The organism is Phyllobacterium sp. CCNWLW183 (assembly GCF_037203775.1).
Classification (GTDB): Bacteria; Pseudomonadota; Alphaproteobacteria; order Rhizobiales; family Rhizobiaceae; genus Phyllobacterium; species Phyllobacterium ifriqiyense.
Genome location: NZ_JBBCBN010000005.1, coordinates 25,897 through 43,702, shown reverse-complemented (window position 1 = coordinate 43,702; position 17,806 = coordinate 25,897). Strand labels below are relative to the sequence as shown.

General features: G+C 55.0%; 16 protein-coding genes. 13 read left to right on the top strand and 3 right to left on the bottom strand.

Features of this window, described 5'->3' with window-relative positions; translation table 11 throughout:
• Window positions 1–95 precede the first annotated feature (95 nt).
• Entirely contained in the window at window positions 96–1,127 is a 1,032-nt protein-coding gene (locus V9K95_RS12705) for a LacI family DNA-binding transcriptional regulator (protein ID WP_336442000.1), read from the top strand.
• Window positions 1,128–1,161: 34 nt separating this feature from the next.
• On the opposite strand, the gene V9K95_RS12700 is transcribed toward V9K95_RS12705, so the two are convergent.
• Window positions 1,162–1,599 (bottom strand): helix-turn-helix domain-containing protein, encoded by a 438-nt coding sequence (locus V9K95_RS12700; RefSeq protein WP_336442001.1) that lies wholly within the window; start codon window positions 1,597–1,599, stop codon window positions 1,162–1,164.
• Between the two features lie 71 nt (window positions 1,600–1,670).
• Between V9K95_RS12700 and V9K95_RS12695 the strand changes: the two genes are divergently transcribed.
• From V9K95_RS12695 to V9K95_RS12645, 11 genes are all read left to right on the top strand, one after another.
• Complete coding sequence (locus V9K95_RS12695) at window positions 1,671–2,879, top strand: MFS transporter (RefSeq protein ID WP_336442002.1); 1,209 nt, start codon at window positions 1,671–1,673, stop codon at window positions 2,877–2,879.
• 125 nt (window positions 2,880–3,004) lie between these two features.
• Entirely contained in the window at window positions 3,005–3,592 is a 588-nt protein-coding gene (locus V9K95_RS12690; RefSeq protein ID WP_115053782.1) for an ANTAR domain-containing response regulator, read from the top strand.
• Window positions 3,593–3,603: 11 nt separating this feature from the next.
• A complete protein-coding gene (locus tag V9K95_RS12685) occupies window positions 3,604–4,860 on the top strand; it encodes a CmpA/NrtA family ABC transporter substrate-binding protein (protein WP_336442003.1) in 1,257 nt (418 codons plus the stop codon).
• A gap of 345 nt (window positions 4,861–5,205) precedes the next feature.
• Complete coding sequence (locus tag V9K95_RS12680; RefSeq protein WP_336442004.1) at window positions 5,206–6,504, top strand: CmpA/NrtA family ABC transporter substrate-binding protein; 1,299 nt, start codon at window positions 5,206–5,208, stop codon at window positions 6,502–6,504.
• A gap of 39 nt (window positions 6,505–6,543) precedes the next feature.
• Window positions 6,544–7,407, top strand: a complete 864-nt coding sequence (ntrB, locus tag V9K95_RS12675) for a nitrate ABC transporter permease (RefSeq protein ID WP_442958600.1) — start codon at window positions 6,544–6,546, stop codon at window positions 7,405–7,407.
• A 10-nt stretch (window positions 7,408–7,417) separates the two neighbouring features.
• On the top strand, window positions 7,418–8,215 hold the full coding sequence (locus V9K95_RS12670) for an ABC transporter ATP-binding protein (RefSeq protein WP_115053785.1): 798 nt from the start codon (window positions 7,418–7,420) through the stop codon (window positions 8,213–8,215).
• Window positions 8,215–10,674, top strand: coding sequence for a nitrite reductase large subunit NirB (gene nirB / locus V9K95_RS12665; protein ID WP_336442006.1), 2,460 nt, complete (start codon window positions 8,215–8,217; stop codon window positions 10,672–10,674). The genes V9K95_RS12670 and nirB overlap by 1 nt, the downstream gene beginning before the upstream one ends.
• A 5-nt stretch (window positions 10,675–10,679) precedes the next feature.
• Window positions 10,680–11,012: a nitrite reductase small subunit NirD gene (nirD, locus tag V9K95_RS12660; protein WP_336442007.1), complete on the top strand. Its 333-nt coding sequence runs from the start codon at window positions 10,680–10,682 to the stop codon at window positions 11,010–11,012.
• A gap of 8 nt (window positions 11,013–11,020) precedes the next feature.
• The gene (locus V9K95_RS12655; RefSeq protein WP_336442008.1) at window positions 11,021–13,672 is read left to right on the top strand and encodes a nitrate reductase; all 2,652 of its coding nucleotides are present in this window, start codon (window positions 11,021–11,023) and stop codon (window positions 13,670–13,672) included.
• Window positions 13,593–14,789 (top strand): SAM-dependent methyltransferase, encoded by a 1,197-nt coding sequence (locus tag V9K95_RS12650; RefSeq protein WP_337345102.1) that lies wholly within the window; start codon window positions 13,593–13,595, stop codon window positions 14,787–14,789. Before V9K95_RS12655 ends, V9K95_RS12650 begins: the two co-directional genes overlap by 80 nt.
• A 2-nt stretch (window positions 14,790–14,791) precedes the next feature.
• A complete protein-coding gene (locus V9K95_RS12645; protein WP_336442010.1) occupies window positions 14,792–15,112 on the top strand; it encodes a hypothetical protein in 321 nt (106 codons plus the stop codon).
• On the opposite strand, the gene V9K95_RS12640 is transcribed toward V9K95_RS12645, so the two are convergent.
• Complete coding sequence (locus tag V9K95_RS12640; protein ID WP_336442011.1) at window positions 15,109–16,149, bottom strand: NAD(P)-dependent alcohol dehydrogenase; 1,041 nt, start codon at window positions 16,147–16,149, stop codon at window positions 15,109–15,111. The two genes, V9K95_RS12645 and V9K95_RS12640, sit on opposite strands and share 4 nt — an antisense overlap.
• A gap of 176 nt (window positions 16,150–16,325) precedes the next feature.
• Between V9K95_RS12640 and V9K95_RS12635 the strand changes: the two genes are divergently transcribed.
• The gene (locus V9K95_RS12635) at window positions 16,326–17,243 is read left to right on the top strand and encodes an AraC family transcriptional regulator (RefSeq protein ID WP_336442012.1); all 918 of its coding nucleotides are present in this window, start codon (window positions 16,326–16,328) and stop codon (window positions 17,241–17,243) included.
• Between the two features lie 27 nt (window positions 17,244–17,270).
• Here the strand turns inward: V9K95_RS12635 and V9K95_RS12630 are convergent, their stop codons facing one another.
• A complete protein-coding gene (locus tag V9K95_RS12630) occupies window positions 17,271–17,783 on the bottom strand; it encodes a nuclear transport factor 2 family protein (protein WP_336442013.1) in 513 nt (170 codons plus the stop codon).
• Window positions 17,784–17,806: the final 23 nt, after the last annotated feature.

The following is a 17,806-nucleotide window of genomic DNA, read 5'->3' as shown; positions in this document are numbered from 1 at the left end:
CTGCAGGCACTTGCGCCAATGTCAGGCTCGCAAACTTCACCGAAAAATATATGCCTGCCAGGGGTCTTGTTAATTTCTTTAGCCGGGAGAAAAGCGTGAGCATTCGGGACCTTGCCCGCCATCTGAATATTTCCATCGGGACGGTCTCGCGCGCGCTGAACGGCAAGAGCGATGTTAATCCGGAAACCCGTGAGCGCGTGCTTCAAGCTGCCAAGACGCTTGGCTATGTGCCGAACCAATCCGGACGCAGCCTGCGACAGGGAACGACGAATACAATCGGATTCATGATCGAATCGACGGTTGAAACAGCGGAAATCGGCGATAGCTTCTTTTTCATGCCGGTATTTGGAGGCGTGCAATCGGTGTTCCGGCGGCATCAGCTCGATCTTGTCGCGCTGTTATGCGGGACAGATGAAGATCCGGGTGTTTATCTCAACCGGGTGGTCGGACGGCGCTTCGTGGATGGCTTGATCATATCGGCAACGATGCGGGAGGACCCGCGCATCCCATTTCTGCTGGAGCGGAAGATTCCATTTGTGGCGCTGGGGCGCAGCGCTGCTGATGGCTCATTTCCGTGGATCGATCTTGATTTTGAGGGCACGGCCATCACCGCAGTTACGCGTTTGGTGGGCTTTGGACACAAGCGCATCGCCGTTGGTGTTCCCAATAGCGATGTCAATCTTGGCCATGTATTTCTGAGCGGCTACAGGCAAGGGCTGGCAAAGGGCGGCATCGAGTTCAATCCGGATCTGGTTCTGGCCGCGCCCAGCAATGAGGAAGGCGGCTATCAGGTCGCCTGCGCTATGCTTGAGCAAAAACCCATGCCGACAGCCGTCGTTCTGGTCAATGAAAACATGGCGATAGGGCTCTACCGGCGCTTTTACGAGATGGGTATTCATCCGGGGCGGGATATTGCTGTCATAGGATTTCGCGAAAGTACGCAAAGCCGCTTTCTATCGCCAACGCTGACCTGTTTCCGCCTATCGCTTCGCGATCTTGGCATCAAGCTGGCCGAAACATTGCTTTCGACAATGCCTGCTTTTGAAGACAATTATCCCGCGGTCAAATCCGGCATCATATGGCCAATGGAACTGGTGGTTGGAGAAAGTGACCGCCCAGCGCCGTAAGGTTCGTCACGCGATCTGAGAGCCAACCATTTTGTCAGGCAGCTCTAGGTTCCTTGCGCTTCTGCTTGCGTATGCGGGACTGATATTTGGTTCCCACGCGCAGCAGCTTTTGAAATGTGGGGCATTGCAAATGTGACGGGGCGGAGCATTCTGCCACGTGGCGCATGATCCCCGCCAAAGCCTTTATCTCCTGCGCCTTTTTATCCAGAGCATCGGCGCGCGTTCGCAATTCGTCACGCGGGATCGCAAGTTCGCTGTTGCGGCCCAGAATATCTGCCACATCACTAAGCAGAAATCCCGCTGTGCGGGCCATATTGATCAGAGCAAGCCGCTTGAGCACGTCCGACTCATATTGGCGTCGCAATCCGTGTCTGGCTACGGAAGCGATAAGGCCCTGTTCCTCATAATATCGTAGCGTCGAGGCGGGCAATCCGCTTGCGCTGGCAACCTCGCCAATGTCGAGAAATTTCATGCTTGACCTCAAGTTGACTTGAATTCGTATGATGCGCGTTCCTGATTAAAAAGACAATGGAGACGATAAAAATGCAGCTGACAAATGAACTTGAAGAACGGCCGATCCGCCGCGATCCGCGCGCTGTGGCCTTGATGTTGGTTGCATCGCTTACAGTGATGACCGCCGCTACGATCAGCCCCGCTTTGCCCGGTCTTGAAACGCAGTTTGCGGGGGATGAAACTTACAGCTTTTTGATCCGCCTGCTGGTTCCCGCCCCATCCCTGGCGGTCGTGCTCTTCGCGCCGTGGTGCGGTGTAATTGCCGATAGAGCGAGCCGGCGATCAATGCTTCTGGCGGGGTTGATCCTGTTTATCATTTCGGGAAGCGCCGGACTGTTCCTTCCGACACTGCCATTGATCATGGCCAGCAGATTGTGCCTTGGTATTGCACTTGCCATGATCATGACCGCGCAATCGGCATTGCTGGGCGATTATTTCTCCGGCAAAACGTTGCATATTGTTACGAGCGCCCAGGTTTCTGCCCGCAATCTTGGTGGTTTTGTCTTCATCATGATCGCTGGCCTGCTTGCCACAATGGGACCAAGGTTTCCCTTTGCGGTCTATGCGCTGCCTATACTGGTCATGCCATTCTTCTGGCGGGTCATTGTCGATCCACCGTCCAGCATGCCGGCTGAACAAAACCTTTCTTCGATCAACGCAGGGAAGACCCAGCCGCTTATATATCTGCTTGCTCTTGGTCAAATGGTCGTGACCATGCTGTTCTTCGTCATGCCCACGCAATTGCCCTTCTTTTTATCAGGGCAAGGTTATTCATCGCCCGCCATGACCGGGGCTGCGCTGGGGACGCTCATGCTGGCGGGCGGGGCGGCGGCTCTCTATTATCCGCGTCTTCGTGAGGCGATTGGTTATGCTGGCAATTGGGCCTGCGGCTTTGGTCTGATGGCTATGGGTTTTGCCACCCTTGTGACAGTTAAAGCCGGAATGGCAGTCTTTTTCGGCTGTGCAGCCATTGGCGCGGGCTACGCTCTGGCCATTCCAGGATTCGTGGCGATTTCCTTAAGCGCAACCTCTTCCAATAAACGGGGAAAAACCGGTGCGCTGCTGACAGGATCGGTCTTCCTTGGCCAATTCCTGTCGCCTCTGATCAGCACCCCGGCAATATCGGTATGGGGCTGGCGCGCCAGTGGCATCGGACTTGCCGTAATATTGGGTGCCCTGGCGCTGATTTCAGGGCTGGCATTCCAGCGGTCGCGGCTCGTTGCGCTAAGGAAGAATTGAGGAAACCGCTTGGGATTTCGCAACTTAATGGCATCACGCACCTTCGAGCGCGACTGCCCTTAAACTTTAGTGCTGCGTCCTAATGTCAGACTTGCACAATTTTCAAGCATGCGCAAAATTCAGGCATGATTGCCGCTTTGTCCATAATGATCTTCGACGAGAATCGCATCCGCGCCTCAATTATTGAGGAAGGATTGCGCGAAGCCGGGCATGATAAGGTTGTTGTTTTGCATGATATTGTCGGTCTTGCCCGGCAGATCGAGATTATCGGGCCCGATGTTATTGTTATCGATATCGAGACGCCGAACCGTGACATGCTGGAGCATCTTTTCCAGCTGACCCGATCCGTTCGCAAGCCTATTGCCATGTTTGTGGACCGGTCCGATAGCTCCTCCATTGAAGCAGCGGTAGAGGCGGGTGTTTCCGCCTATATTGTCGATGGGCTGAAGAAAGAGCGGGTAAAGCCCATTCTTGATATGGCAGTCAGCAGGTTCAAGGCATTCAGTCGATTGCAGCAGGAATTGGCTGAGGCCAGGAGCGCCCTTGAGGAGCGAAAAATCATTGATCGCGCCAAGGGCATTTTGATGAAATCCCGCTCAATGTCGGAGGATGAAGCCTATTCATTGTTGCGGCAAACCGCGATGAACGAAAAGCGGAAGATTGCTGATATCGCGCAGAGCGTTGTCACAGCGGCCGCGCTGTTAGGATCTTAGGAAGGGTTACAATGAGTTTCATCCGCACCGGTATCGATAATGGCGGCTTGGCAGCGCCGGCTACTATCGCCAGTCCGGGTTCGAGGCTGGTTCGCGCGGGGTTCATCCCTTTGGTTGATGCTGCGATCCTGATCGCGGCAGCCGAATTTGGTTTTGCTGCGCGCGAAGGCATTCAACTCAGCCTGATCAAGGATGTGTCATGGGCCAACATCCGCGACCGTCTGGCCTTCCGGCAGTTCGATGTTGCCCATATGCTGGCACCGATGCCGGTGGCGGCCAGTCTGGGCCTGGGTTCCAATCCATCTCCTGTCATAGCGCCCTTTATTCTTGGGCGCGGAGGAAACGCCATCACGCTTTCGCTTGGCTTGTACAGGCGCATGCAGACTATGGCGGACCTGTCCGGCAAGCAGGACGCTCTGGTCAATGCAAGGGCGTTGAAGCGCGTGATCGAGGTTCGCAGGAATGAGGGGCTCGACCCGATTACGCTGGGCATAACATATCCCTTCTCATCGCATAATTACGAGCTGCGATATTGGCTGGCGGCCGGTGGCATTGATCCTGACCTTGACGTGAAGCTTGTTGTGGTGCCGCCGCCCATGACTTCGGACGCATTGTCGGCGGGCGTTATTGACGGGTTCTGTGTCGGCGCGCCCTGGAACATGGTGGCGGTCTCGCGCGGCGTTGGGTGTATTGTTGCAGTCAAAGAAGACATTTGGGCACCCAGCCCGGAAAAAGTCATCGGCATGCGCCCGGACTGGTTTGAACAAAATTCTGAGACGGGTTCGCGCCTGATCGTTGCGCTGGACCGTGCCGCCCGCTGGTGCGATGACGGGGAAAACCGGCGGGAACTGGCGCAGCTCTTGTCGGGCCCCAATTATCTTGATGTGCCGTTTGATCTTTTGCATCGCGTGCTGCTTGGGCAATTCACAATTGATCCGGATGGCGCCGAACGTACGGTTCCTGACTATTTCAATTTCCATCGGGATGCAGCGAACTTCCCATGGGTTAGCCAGGCGCAATGGATTTACAGTCAAATGGTTCGTTGGTCCCAGGTGGACTATAGCCCATCGCTTGCCGGTCTGGCGGGCGCAGCCTTTCGCCCCGACCTTTATCGCAATGCCATTGGGGTCCGCCCTGATACGCCCGTTAATGATACGCGCGTGGAAGGAGCGGGCACCGCTGATGCATTCCTTGACGGGGCAGTTTTCGACCCTGCAAATATCACGCGCTATCTGCAAAGTTTGGGCTCAACCAAGGGAGATGAATAGATCAGGTAGCTGCTTATTTCTTGTGCATCGCACAAAATATCCGCAGAAACTGCGCTGACAACGACAATGTTCTTGTATGCGCATGCATTCAGAAGAATAACAGAAATTAAAAAATACATTTAAATTCAATAAGATAATAAAATACCTCTCTAATTGGCACGCTTATTGCTTTGATAAATATGTTCCGTCAATGAAGACAGGAACCGCGAGCACCGCATCGGGTGCTTTCAAAAGACACAGACGTCGCTTGGCTCAATTCATTCCAACGGTTCTACCGGGAGTGAATGTGATCCGGCGGCGTTTTTTTTTCGATCAGCCTTTATGGCCAATATTGCAGGGAAGCTTATGGATCAGAAACGTTCGAATGGCATAGCGAGACGCAAATTCCTGAAGGCGGGCGGTGCGCTGACCCTGCTTGCCGCTGCAAAAGCGGCGTTTCCCGGCGGGGCTTTTGCTGCCGCTGCAGGTCCCGAAACGACCAAAGCCGTCCTTGGCTTTATCGCCCTCACAGATTCGGCGCCGCTCATCGTTGCTAAGGAAAAAGGTTTCTTCGCCAAACATGGGATGCCGGATGTCGAGGTCGTAAAACAGGCATCATGGGGAACAACGCGCGACAATCTCGTCTTGGGTTCTCAAGGAAACGGCATAGATGGCGCGCATATTCTGACGCCTATGCCCTATCTGATAAGCACGGGCAAAGTTACCCAAAACAATCTGCCTTTGCCGATGGTTATATTGGCGCGGCTGAATCTCGATGCTCAGGGCATTTCTGTCGGTTCGGCCTATGCGCAGAACAAGGCGGGTGTCGATTCCGGAATGTTGAAGGAAGCATTCGCCAAAAAGAAGGCTGAGGGAAATGCGGCCAAAGCCGCAATGACATTCCCCGGTGGAACGCACGATCTCTGGTTGCGCTATTGGCTCGCTGCGGGCGGTATCGATCCCGACAAGGACGTTGAAACAATCGTCGTGCCACCGCCCCAGATGGTTGCCAACATGAAAGTTGGAACGATGGACTGCTTCTGCGTGGGCGAACCGTGGAACGCCCAGCTTGTCAATCAGGTCATCGGTTATACTGCCGTCAACACGGCTGAAATCTGGGCGAAACATCCGGAAAAATCTTTCGCCATGCGCGCAGATTGGGTCGAAAAGAACCCGATCGCCACCAAAGCCCTTCTCATGGCGATCATGGAAGCCCAGCAATGGGCCGACGAGATGGCCAATAAGGAAGAGTTGGCCGAAATGGTGGGCAAACGGGCATGGTTCAACGTTCCTTCGAAAGACATAGTGGGACGCTTGAAGGGCGATTACGACTATGGCTCCGGACGGCAGGAAACAGCTAGCCCGCACCTCATGAAGTTCTGGAAGGACAATGCTTCCTATCCGTTCCAGAGCCATGAAAAATGGTTCCTTACAGAAAATATCCGGTGGGGGAAATTTGCCCCGGATACGGATATTTCAGCGCTGGTCGGACAGGTGAATCGCGAAGATTTGTGGCGGGCGGCTGCCAGCGAGCTTGGTGTCGCGGCGGCGGATATTCCCGCCTCCAAATCGCGCGGTATCGAAACATTCTTCGATGGCAAGGTTTTCGACCCAGACAATCCGCAGACCTATCTCGCCAGCCTCAACATCAAACATTCTGCGTGAGGAAAACGAATGACCGCCAATCCTGTCCGCCTGAAATCCATGGAGCCTGTTAAACCACAGGCCGATATAGTTCCCCTTGCGGTTGCCAGGCGAAATCCTGCGGGCAGGGCACTGCGTAAATGGTTTGCATCGGCGATGTCGCACGTCCTACCGCCGCTCGTGACGCTTCTGTTTCTGCTGATCTTCTGGGAGATCGTCTGTTCTTCCCCCACTGCAAGCGTACCGCCACCCTCGCGTGTCGTTTCAGAAACCTGGGAGCTTATTGTTCACCCATTTTATGTGGGGCAGGGCGTCGATCAGGGATTGTTCTGGCACATCTTTGCAAGTCTCAAGCGCGTTGCACTTGGCTATTGCCTGGCCGCATTTGCGGGCATCGCGCTTGGAGCACTGGTCGGCCAAAGTGAATGGGCCATGCGCGGTCTCGACCCGATCTTTCAGATTTTGCGAACGGTCCCGCCACTTGCCTGGCTGCCTCTGTCTCTGGCCGCTTTCAAGGATGGCAATCCATCTGCAATCTTTGTGATTTTCATCACCGCGATCTGGCCGATCATCATCAATACTGCGGTGGGTATCCGCAATATTCCGCAGGATTACCAGAATGTGGCGAAGGTGCTGCGGCTTAATCAGCTGGAGTATTTTGGAAAGATCATGATCCCCGCTGCAGCACCCTATATATTCACGGGCCTTCGCATTGGTATCGGGCTTTCCTGGCTCGCTATTGTTGCCGCTGAAATGCTGATCGGCGGGGTCGGTATCGGGTTCTTCATCTGGGATGCATGGAACTCATCGCGCATCAGCGACATCATTCTCGCGCTCATCTATGTCGGCATCGTCGGATATCTCCTTGATCGCCTCATTGCCTTCATCGCCAAGGCTGTCACCCGCAACACGGCAAGTGCCTGAGGAGCTCATCATGGCAAAACCTTATCTTTCGCTGGAACAGATCGACATGGTGTTCAGCCGTGGCGGTGCCACCACGCAGGTTCTCAATCAAGTATCGCTGACCGTCGAGAAAAACGAGTTCATATCGATCATCGGCCATTCCGGCTGCGGAAAGTCGACACTGCTCAATATTGTTGCGGGGCTGACGCAGGCAACGCGCGGCGTTGTTTTTCTTGAAGGCAATGTGGTCGACAAGCCCGGACCGGACCGGGCCGTGGTCTTTCAAAACCATTCGCTTCTGCCATGGCTGACAACCTATGAGAATGTGAAGCTGGCGGTCGACAAAGTATTCTCGTCAACCAAGAGCCGCGCGGAGCGGCATGAATGGACTATGCGCAATCTTGAACTTGTGCAGATGGTCCACGCCAAGGACAAGCGCCCTTCGGAAATATCGGGCGGCATGAAGCAAAGAGTGGGCATTGCTCGTGCATTGGCCATGGAGCCGAAGGTGCTTTTGCTTGATGAGCCTTTCGGGGCGCTTGATGCGCTGACGCGCGCGCATCTTCAGGATCAGGTGATGCAGATTCATGCGGAACTCGCCAATACAGTTCTGATGATCACCCATGATGTCGATGAGGCAGTTCTCCTTTCAGACCGTATCGTGATGATGACCAACGGACCCTCGGCCAGGATCGGCGAAATTCTCGACGTGCCATTGGAACGGCCGCGTCGCCGCATTGAGCTGGCCTCGGATGCAACCTATATCCGCTGCCGCTCGGCAGTGATGAAATTTCTTTACGAACGTCATCGTCTTGTGGAGGCGGCATAATGGCAGCGGTAAAACAAAAACTGGTCGTCATCGGCAATGGCATGGCTCCGGGCCGCGCGCTGGAGCATTTGCTGGAACTGGCGCCGGATGCCTATGAAATTGTTATCTTCAACGCCGAGCCACGGGTAAATTACGACCGCATCATGCTTTCTCCAGTCCTTTCGGGTGAAAAGGATTTTGAAGAAATCATCATCCATGGCGATGGCTGGTACATCAAGCACGGCATTACCCTCTATAAAGGCCACAAGGTTATCAATATTGACCGCGAAGCGAAGACGGTTACCTCCGATGCTGGCACGACGGAAAGCTATGACAAGCTTCTCATCGCCACCGGCTCGGTGCCTTTCATTCTGCCACTTCCGGGCAAAGACCTTCCGGGCGTTTTGACCTATCGTGATCTTGATGATGTCAACGCCATGCTGTTGGCCGCGCAGTCACGGGCAAAGGCAATCGTTATTGGCGGTGGTCTGCTTGGACTGGAAGCGGCGGCGGGTCTTGCTTCACGCGGCATGGAAGTGACCGTGCTGCACGTCATGCCGACACTGATGGAGCGGCAGCTTGATCCGGCGGCAGGCTACCTGCTTGAAAAGGCTGTAGAGGCACGTGGCATCAAGGTGATCACCAAGGCCAATACCAAGGAAATTATCGGCGACGGCAAGGTGGAAGGCGTTTTATTGGCCGATGGCACCACATTGCCAGCCGATCTCGTTGTCATGGCAGTCGGCATCAGGCCGAACGGAAATTTGGCGAAGGATGCAGGATTGGAAATCAATCGCGGCATCGTCACAAATGCCGGCATGCGGACTTCGGATCCTGACATTTATTCCATAGGCGAATGCGCGGAAGTGGGCGGCCAATGTTACGGGCTTGTCGCGCCATTATATGAAATGGCACGCGTGGTTGCCGCGCAACTTGCAGGCGATACAAGCGCAGCCTTTGTTCACAGCGAGACGCCGACAAAATTGAAGGTGACAGGGATCAATCTGTTCTCGGTGGGTGATCTTGCAGAGGGTGACGACCGGCAGGAGATCGTGCTGCGCGACGCTGCCGCCGGTGTCTATAAGCGCCTTGTCCTGAAAGATGACCGCATCATCGGAACCGTGCTTTACGGTGAAACCTCCGATGGCGCATGGTTCCATGACCTCACCAAGAAACGCACCGACATTTCGGAGATGCGAGAGACCCTGATTTTTGGCCAATCCTATCAGGGAGGGTCCCCGTTGGACCCTATGGCGGCCGTTGCAGCATTACCGGATGATGCGGAAATCTGCGGTTGCAACGGCATATGCAAGGGAAAAATCACCGGCGCGATTACATCCAAGGGCTTGAGCTCTCTTGATGATGTTCGTGCCCACACCAAGGCATCGGCCTCATGCGGCAGTTGCACGGGTCTTGTCGAGCAGCTGCTGACGCTGACGCTCGGCGACAAGTATAATCCATCAGCCGTCACGCCCATGTGCGGCTGTACCGATCTTGGTCATGATGATGTGCGCCGCCTGATCAAGGCAAAGGGGTTGAAGTCGATCCCCGCGGTCATGCAGGAACTGCAATGGAAGACATCCTGCGGCTGTGCAAAATGTCGGCCCGCATTGAACTATTATCTCGTTTCCGATTGGCCGGATGAATATGCCGACGACTATCAGTCGCGTTTCATCAATGAGCGTGTGCACGCCAATATCCAGAAAGACGGCACTTATTCGGTCGTTCCCCGCATGTGGGGCGGTATGACCAACTCATCGGAATTGCGCGCAATCGCCGATGTTGTCGACAAGTTCGCGATACCTGCGGTCAAGGTCACAGGCGGCCAGCGCATCGACATGCTGGGGGTCAAGAAGGAAGACCTGCCCGCCGTTTGGGCCGATCTCGGCAAGGCCGGTTTTGTATCGGGCCAGGCCTACGCAAAGGGCCTGCGCACGGTCAAAACCTGCGTCGGGTCCGATTGGTGCCGCTTCGGTACGCAGGATTCAACGGGCCTCGGCATCCGCATTGAAAAGTTCATGTGGGGATCCTGGACTCCGGCAAAGCTGAAAATGGGCGTATCCGGCTGTCCGCGCAATTGTGCGGAGGCCACCTGCAAGGACATCGGAATTATCTGCGTGGATTCCGGCTATGAAATTCACTTCGCCGGTGCAGCGGGTCTGGATATCAAAGGAACGGAAGTGCTTGGTCTCGTCAGGACAGAAGACGAAGCGCTGGAGCACGTCGTTGCTCTGACGCAAATGTACCGCGAGCAGGCGCGCTATCTGGAACGCATTTACAAATGGGCCAAACGCGTCGGCCTCGATGAAATACGCCAGCAGATCATGAATGACACGGACAAGCGCAAAGCGTTTTTCGAGAGGTTCGTTTTCAGTCAGAAATTCGCACAGGTCGATCCGTGGTCGGAACGTGTATCGGGAGTGGACAAGCACGAGTTCCGGCCGATGGCGACGATCGGCTATGCGCAGGCAGCGGAGTAAAGGCGATGAGTGATTGGATTGCGATAGGTTCGATACACGATATTCCACGTCGCGGCGCCCGCTGCGTCATGACTCCGCAGGGAAAGATCGCAGTCTTCCGCACCATGGAAGATCAGGTTTACGCCATTGATGATCACTGCCCGCACAAGGGCGGCCCTTTGAGCCAGGGCATTGTTCATGGCGCATCGGTGACATGCCCACTGCATAATTGGGTCATTTCGCTGGAAACAGGAAAGGCGCTTGGCGCCGATGAGGGTAGCGTCAGAACCATTCCGCTCAAGCTGGATGGGGACAACATCCTCGCGCATCTGCAAATCACGGCTGTTGCGGCGGAATAATGCAGACAGTGACAGCAACAACTCGCACCACATGCCCCTATTGCGGGGTAGGGTGCGGCGTTCTCGCCACCAGGGAGGAGAGCGGAGCCATCGGCATCAAGGGTGACCCCTTGCACCCTGCCAATTTCGGGCGTCTTTGCTCGAAAGGTTCCGCTCTTGGCGAGACCGTTGGGCTGGAAGAGCGGTTGCTCCAGCCCAAAATGTTTGGCGAAGAAGCGGGCTGGGATGAAGCATTGGGGCTGTTGGCGAGCCGCTTTTCCGATGCGGTTCGCCAGCATGGGCCGGACAGTGTTGCATTTTATGTTTCGGGCCAGTTCCTGACAGAGGATTACTACGTTGCCAACAAGCTGATGAAAGGCTTCATCGGCTCGGCCAATATTGATACGAATTCGCGCCTGTGCATGTCTTCTTCAGTTGCAGGTCATGTGCGCGCTTTCGGTTCAGACACAGTTCCCGGGACCTATGAGGATTTGGAGCTGGCCGATCTGGTCATCCTCACCGGCTCAAACCTCGCATGGTGCCATCCCGTTCTCTATCAGCGATTGATTGCAGCCAAAACAGAACGACCGGAAATGAAGATCGTCGTTATTGATCCACGCCGGACAGTGACCGCCGATATTGCTGATATGCACCTTGCCATCAGGCCCGATGGCGATGTTGCGCTGTTCCTCGGTCTGCTCGGTTTTCTGGCGGATTCGGCAAATCTGGATCATGATTATATTGAAAGGCACACATCCGGCTTTGCGATGGCTGTCGCTGCCGCGCGTCAATTAAGCATTGATGAGCTGACCCGAAGAACGGGTCTGGATACGCAGCAATTGGAGGCTTTCTACACACTCTTCATTGCCACGCAAAAAACAGTCACTTGCTATAGTCAGGGTGTAAACCAGTCTTCTTCGGGAACAGACAAGGTAAACGCCATTATCAACTGCCATCTGGCAACGGGCCGTATCGGCAAGCCGGGCATGGGGCCGTTTTCGCTGACAGGCCAGCCAAATGCCATGGGCGGGCGGGAAGTCGGCGGACTTGCCAATATGCTCGCTGCCCATATGTCCATCGCCAGCGATGAAGACAAAGACAGGGTGGCGCGGTTCTGGGGCGCGCCACGCATCGCTTCCAAACCCGGCTTGAAGGCGGTTGACCTGTTTCAGGCCGTTGCCGATGGCCGGATCAAGGCCATCTGGATCATGGCGACCAATCCCGTTGTCTCCATGCCCGATGCGGATGCAGTCAAAGCCGCGATCAAGGCCTGTCCATTCGTGGTCGTGTCTGATGTGACCCAAACCGATACAAGCCGCCATGCGCATGTGTTCCTGCCCTCGCTCGGATGGGGCGAAAAAAGCGGAACTGTCACCAATTCCGAACGCAGAATTTCACGGCAAAGGTCATTCCTGCCCATTCCCGGCCAAGCGAGGGCGGATTGGTGGCAATTGACCGAAGTGGGCCGGAGAATGGGCTTCGAGGCCGCTTTCCCATATAATTCGCCCGATCAGATATTTGCAGAACACGCCGCTCTTTCTGCTTTTGAGAATGACGGCACCCGCGATTTTGACATTGGCGCCTTTGCGCAAATTGACGGGCAAGCCTACGACGCGCTTTCTCCCGTGCAGTGGCCACAGCCACAATCAGGGTCAGGTGGGGCAGAGAGGTTTTTTAGCAATGGCGGTTTCTTCCATGCCGACCGGAAGGCGCGTTTCATCGCAGTAGAGGCTGGAAATGTGGAACGGACAGCTAGCGCCTTTCCGCTGGTCCTCAATACGGGCCGTATCCGCGATCAATGGCATACAATGACAAGAACCGGCAAAAGCGCTCGCCTTGCAGCGCATATTGCCGAGCCCTTTGCGGAAATTCATCCCTTTGATGCAAAGGCGATCGGAATTGAAAGCGCCGATCTGGTGGAGCTGGAAAGCCCCTATGGCACGGTTATCGTCAGAGCATCGGTGACGGATCGGCAGGCGAAGGGCAATATCTTTGTTCCCATGCACTGGAATGATAATTTTGCCGCCAGAGCCCGTATTGATAGCCTGGTCGCGCCTCTGGTTGACCCATTTTCCGGACAGCCGGCTTTGAAAAGCAGCGCCATTGCAGCGAGAAAATTTGCAGTAGCTCATTACGGTTTCGCCGTCTCCATCGCTAAGCCGGATGGTATCGATCTGCCTTATTGGGCAATGGCAATAGCGCAAGGTGGCTGGCGCGTTGAATTTGCCGGAAACGATGTTGCTGACTGGACCGAGTGGGCGCGGGCAAAGTTCGGCATTCCGGCAGGAATAGAACCATTGGGCTATCATGACGGGCAATCGGGCGATTATCGGCTGGCGTTTTTTGACGAGGGCAAATTGTTGGCCGCCATGTTCATTGCAGCCAAGCCCGTAGCGGTTTCGCGCAGTTGGATGATTGAGCAGCTCTCCTGCGATCATGCCGATTTGTCAACGCGGTTTTCCATCATTGCAGGCCGTCCTGGAGACAGAAGCGCGGATCGGGGTGCTATTGTCTGCTCCTGCTTCAGCGTTGGCCTGAACCAGATTGTTGCAGCTGTTCGCAGCGGCTGCGGCAGTGTCGAAGCTGTGGGAGCGACCACGAATGCGGGAACAAATTGCGGTTCCTGCCGCGCTGAAATCAGAGGGATCATCGATGGATGCAACGTTGTCGCCGCTGAATAAGCGGCAGGAAAAACAAATGAATGCGCGGGTTACCGATTTGGCGAAACTGCCGGTTTTCTGGGATTTGAAAGGAAAGCGTGTCGTTATTGCCGGTGGGTCGGACGCAGCGGCATGGAAGGCCGAGCTTCTGGCGGCATGTGGCGCAATTGTGCATATTTATGCGGAAGAGCTATCAGGCATCTTCGCCAGTTTGGTTGATGTATCCCAGGCTTCGCAGCGGCGCCGTTATATCCACCATGCAAGGCCTTATACAGCCGCCGATATGAAAGGTGCCTCGCTCGCAATTGGCGATTTTGAAAGCGAGGCCGATGCGGATATTTTCTTTAACGCGGGTGTTGCTGTGGGCACCCCTGTCAACGTGATCGATAAGCCGGCTTTCTGCCAGTTTCAATTCGGTTCGATCGTCAATCGCTCACCCGTGATCGTGTCTATATCCACCGACGGCGCTGCACCCGTTCTGGCTCAGGCAATACGGCGCAGGATCGAGGCGATATTACCCGCTTCGTTGCAGCTTTGGGGACAAATGGCGCAAGGTCTTCGCAGCAAAGTAAATGCCCGGCTGGAATCGGGGCAAGCGAGGCGACGTTTCTGGGAGGGTTTCGTCGACCGTGTTTTCACCGGGGTGCCGAATAGCACCGCGCTGGCGGAGCTGCTTGCTGATGCAGCAAAGGGTGACAGCCGCGTCGCCCGCGTCGGCAAGATTACATTTGTTGCTGCTGGGCCTGGAGACCCCGAACTGCTGACGCTGAAAGCCATTCGTGCATTGCAGGCAGCCGATATCGTTCTTTTCGGATCGCAGGTATCAAACGAAATCCTCGAATTCTCAAGACGGGAGGCGCGCCGGATACAAGTTGACCGGTTTGCAGACCAAACGGTCGATAGTATTGCAGCGTTTCTGGATGAGGGAAAAAATATTGTCCGCGTTGATTTGAGCGGCACGCTGGAAGGCCGCCGGTTTCGCGAGGAAATTACCCGGCTCAAAGCAAGCGGGGCGCGCGTAAGCACGGTTCCTGGTGTAACGGAAAGTGCCGAAGTGCTGCACTATGCGCTTACCGCTGTTCCCTTTGGGGGATACGCCAATGCAGGGCATGGCGAACAGTTTGGGAGCGCAAGATAAGTATGGATCAGTTTGCTCCGTTCCTGCTAAGCATGATCATATGCCTTACCTTGCCGGGTGTTCAGGGTATCTTTAACACTGGAACGAATGCGGCATTGCTCACCACTGTTCAAATGACAGTGGCAACCGCTCTGGCCATATCAAGCATTGGCCTGGCTTTGAGCGGCCTCGCTCCGGCGCATGCAAGCATTGTTATATTGCTTGGCATTTTGTCAGCGCCGGTCGCAAGTCAGTATGCGCATAAGCCTTTATTCAGGCTTATGGCATCTTGTGTCATGTTTCTTTTATATCTGCGCCTGGGACTTCCGCAGGCAGGATTTTAGAGCGTGGCCATATCGATGACGAAACGGTAGCGCACGTCGCTCTTCAGAACCCGCTCATAGGCTTCGTTGATGTCCTTGATGTCGATGGTTTCGATCTCGGCAACAATATTGTGCTTGCCGCAGAAATCCAACATTTCCTGGGTTTCCTTGATCGAGCCAATCATGGAGCCGGCAAGGGTTTTGCGCCCGCCAATCAGGGAGAAGGCATGCACGGGAACCGCATGTTCCGGAACGCCCACCAGCACCATTGTGCCATCAAGCTTCAGCAGCGTGAGATAAGCATTCCAGTCAATCGTGGTGCCGACAGTGCAAATGATCAAATCCAACGTGCCTGCCAGACTTGTAAACGTCTCAGCATCGCTGGTTGCATAATAGTGGCTGGCGCCAAGCTTCAACCCGTCTTCTTTTTTCGACAGGGTTTGGCTGAGGACTGTGACCTCGGCACCCATGGCGTGTGCGATCTTGACGCCCATATGGCCAAGCCCGCCCATGCCGACAATCGCGACTTTTTTGCCGGGGCCAGCTTTCCAATGATGAAGCGGCGAGTAAAGGGTGATGCCCGCGCAGAGCAAGGGCGCAGCTGCATCCAGCGGCAGGTTCTCGGGGAACGAAAGAACATAGCCTTCTTTTACGACGATCGAGTCCGAATAGCCGCCATAAGTCGGGGTGGTACCATCTGCCTCGTAATCATTATAGGTCTGGACGAGACCGGGCATATATTGCTCCAGATCGACGTTCCGTTCGGCGCATTTCGTGCAGGAATTGACAAAACAACCAACACCGACGCGATCACCAGTCTTGAATTTTGTCACTTTGGAGCCGACCGAAGTTACAATACCTGCCACCTCGTGGCCGGGAACCATGGGGAATATGCCATTACCCCATTCGCTGCGAGCCTGATGGATATCGGAATGGCAAACGCCACAATATTTTACCGATATGACAACATCGTCTTCGTTTGGCTCACGGCGTTCAAAGGTGAAGGGTGTAAGAGGTTGTGACGCATCCGTCGCAGCGTAGCCTTTTGCAATAGCCATGGGTATTTCCTTTTTGGGGATGTAGAGCGCTACTATGCAGCCCATCGGAATTGGAGCGGTAGAGCAATCCTGCAAGCTTATTGCACAATCCTGCAAAAGTGATGGGGCGGCATGATGCGGAGCCGCTCAAGCGTGGTATAAGTTCTGTCTCTTGGCAATCCGGAACCCAACACTATATGACACTACCATTCTCTCCCTATCAGGAAATTGCTTCGATCATTGATCGTTTTACCGGCGCGGACGGTAATTTTTCGACAGCGATCAGCAATCTCAGTTTTTATCGACACAGTGCCCCGACGATGCCCCACCATAGTGCTTATCGACCCGGCTTCGCCATTGTCGTGCAGGGCGCAAAAAGCTTGACCGTAGGGCAGGAGATTTATCGCTATGGCGCGGGTCAATATCTTTTGACCTCACTGGACCTGCCGGTTGAATCGCATGTGACGGAGGCCACTCCGGAGTCGCCTTATCTGTGCCTTACCTACACGATTGACAGCGCCCGTTTGAGCGACATGATTGCTCGTGTCAGTATTCCGCGTCAGGCGACAGCAGAGGGCATAAGGGGCTGGGCCGTGAATATTGCATCGCCGGAAATTCTTGATGCGTCAGTGCGGCTGCTGCGGCTTCTCGACAGGCCCGACGATATTGAAGCCGTCGCCCCGTTGATAGAACAGGAAATGCTCTACCGCCTTCTCTCCGGCCCTGACGGGCCGCGTCTGCTCCAGATTGCAATGTCCGAAAGTCAAAGCAACAAGGTTGTCCGCGCCATTTCATGGATAAGGGACAATTTTGCCGAAACATTACGGATTGAGGATCTGGCGGGACGTGTCAATATGAGCGTTTCTTCGCTGCATCACAATTTCAAGGCTGTCACTGCAATGACGCCTTTGCAGTATCAAAAGCAGCTTCGTTTGCATGAGGCGCGTCGGCTTATTTTGGTGGATCGGCTGGATGTCGGCATGGCTGGACACAAGGTCGGCTATGACAGCCCGTCTCAATTCAGCCGCGAATATAGCCGTCTCTATGGCTCGCCTCCACTGCGCGATGCCGAGCGGATAAGGGGCGCTACCGGCGACAGCAAATCATTGCCTTGATCGCTGGCGGAAGCGCCCCTCATTCTTTTAGTTGGATTTGGCGGGAACTCTGCGGAGCACGTCGTCATAAGGTGCAAGGTCGAGAAAGGCGGTTACTTCGACGGCCTTTCCATCCCGCATATGGAATATCCAGGCATAGCTATTGCTGTAAGGAACGCCATCTCCCGCCACGGCAACACCTTCCCAATTGATTATCACGTGGTCTCCATCGGCCCATATCTTTTTGCTGACCGGTGTGACCGGTTTGGACAGGCGGGATACGAATGGGCGAACTGCCTGCTCAAGGAATGTTTCGCGCCCCCGAAACAGGCCAGCGCTTGGCCCGGACCCTTCGATCCTCCAATTGACTTCCGGTGACAGCATATCGGTAAAGAAGCTTTGTCCACCGGCAGCCCAGGCATCGAATGCCTCGGTTACGATCTGCTTGTTGCGCGAGGTGACATCCTGAGACGCTTGCGCCTGCGTGGTGGGCAGAAGGGGGAGCGTCAGCAAAGCCACTGTCAATGCCGCGCTGCGGATCAGGGATAATATTGATTGCATCATTTTACTCCTTCAGATCTGTG

Bases quoted from the DNA above. Each gene is read 5' to 3' on its own strand.
- V9K95_RS12700 (WP_336442001.1), bottom strand. From the start codon at position 1,599: ATGAAATTTCTCGACATTGGCGAGGTTGCCAGCGCAAGCGGATTGCCC.
- V9K95_RS12695 (WP_336442002.1), top strand. From the start codon at position 1,671: ATGCAGCTGACAAATGAACTTGAAGAACGGCCGATCCGCCGCGATCCG.
- V9K95_RS12690 (WP_115053782.1), top strand. From the start codon at position 3,005: ATGATTGCCGCTTTGTCCATAATGATCTTCGACGAGAATCGCATCCGC.
- V9K95_RS12685 (WP_336442003.1), top strand. From the start codon at position 3,604: ATGAGTTTCATCCGCACCGGTATCGATAATGGCGGCTTGGCAGCGCCG.
- V9K95_RS12680 (WP_336442004.1), top strand. From the start codon at position 5,206: ATGGATCAGAAACGTTCGAATGGCATAGCGAGACGCAAATTCCTGAAG.
- ntrB (WP_442958600.1), top strand. From the start codon at position 6,544: ATGGAGCCTGTTAAACCACAGGCCGATATAGTTCCCCTTGCGGTTGCC.
- V9K95_RS12670 (WP_115053785.1), top strand. From the start codon at position 7,418: ATGGCAAAACCTTATCTTTCGCTGGAACAGATCGACATGGTGTTCAGC.
- nirB (WP_336442006.1), top strand. From the start codon at position 8,215: ATGGCAGCGGTAAAACAAAAACTGGTCGTCATCGGCAATGGCATGGCT.
- nirD (WP_336442007.1), top strand. From the start codon at position 10,680: ATGAGTGATTGGATTGCGATAGGTTCGATACACGATATTCCACGTCGC.
- V9K95_RS12650 (WP_337345102.1), top strand. From the start codon at position 13,593: ATGCGGGAACAAATTGCGGTTCCTGCCGCGCTGAAATCAGAGGGATCA.
- V9K95_RS12645 (WP_336442010.1), top strand. From the start codon at position 14,792: ATGGATCAGTTTGCTCCGTTCCTGCTAAGCATGATCATATGCCTTACC.
- V9K95_RS12640 (WP_336442011.1), bottom strand. From the start codon at position 16,149: ATGGCTATTGCAAAAGGCTACGCTGCGACGGATGCGTCACAACCTCTT.
- V9K95_RS12635 (WP_336442012.1), top strand. From the start codon at position 16,326: ATGACACTACCATTCTCTCCCTATCAGGAAATTGCTTCGATCATTGAT.
- V9K95_RS12630 (WP_336442013.1), bottom strand. From the start codon at position 17,783: ATGCAATCAATATTATCCCTGATCCGCAGCGCGGCATTGACAGTGGCT.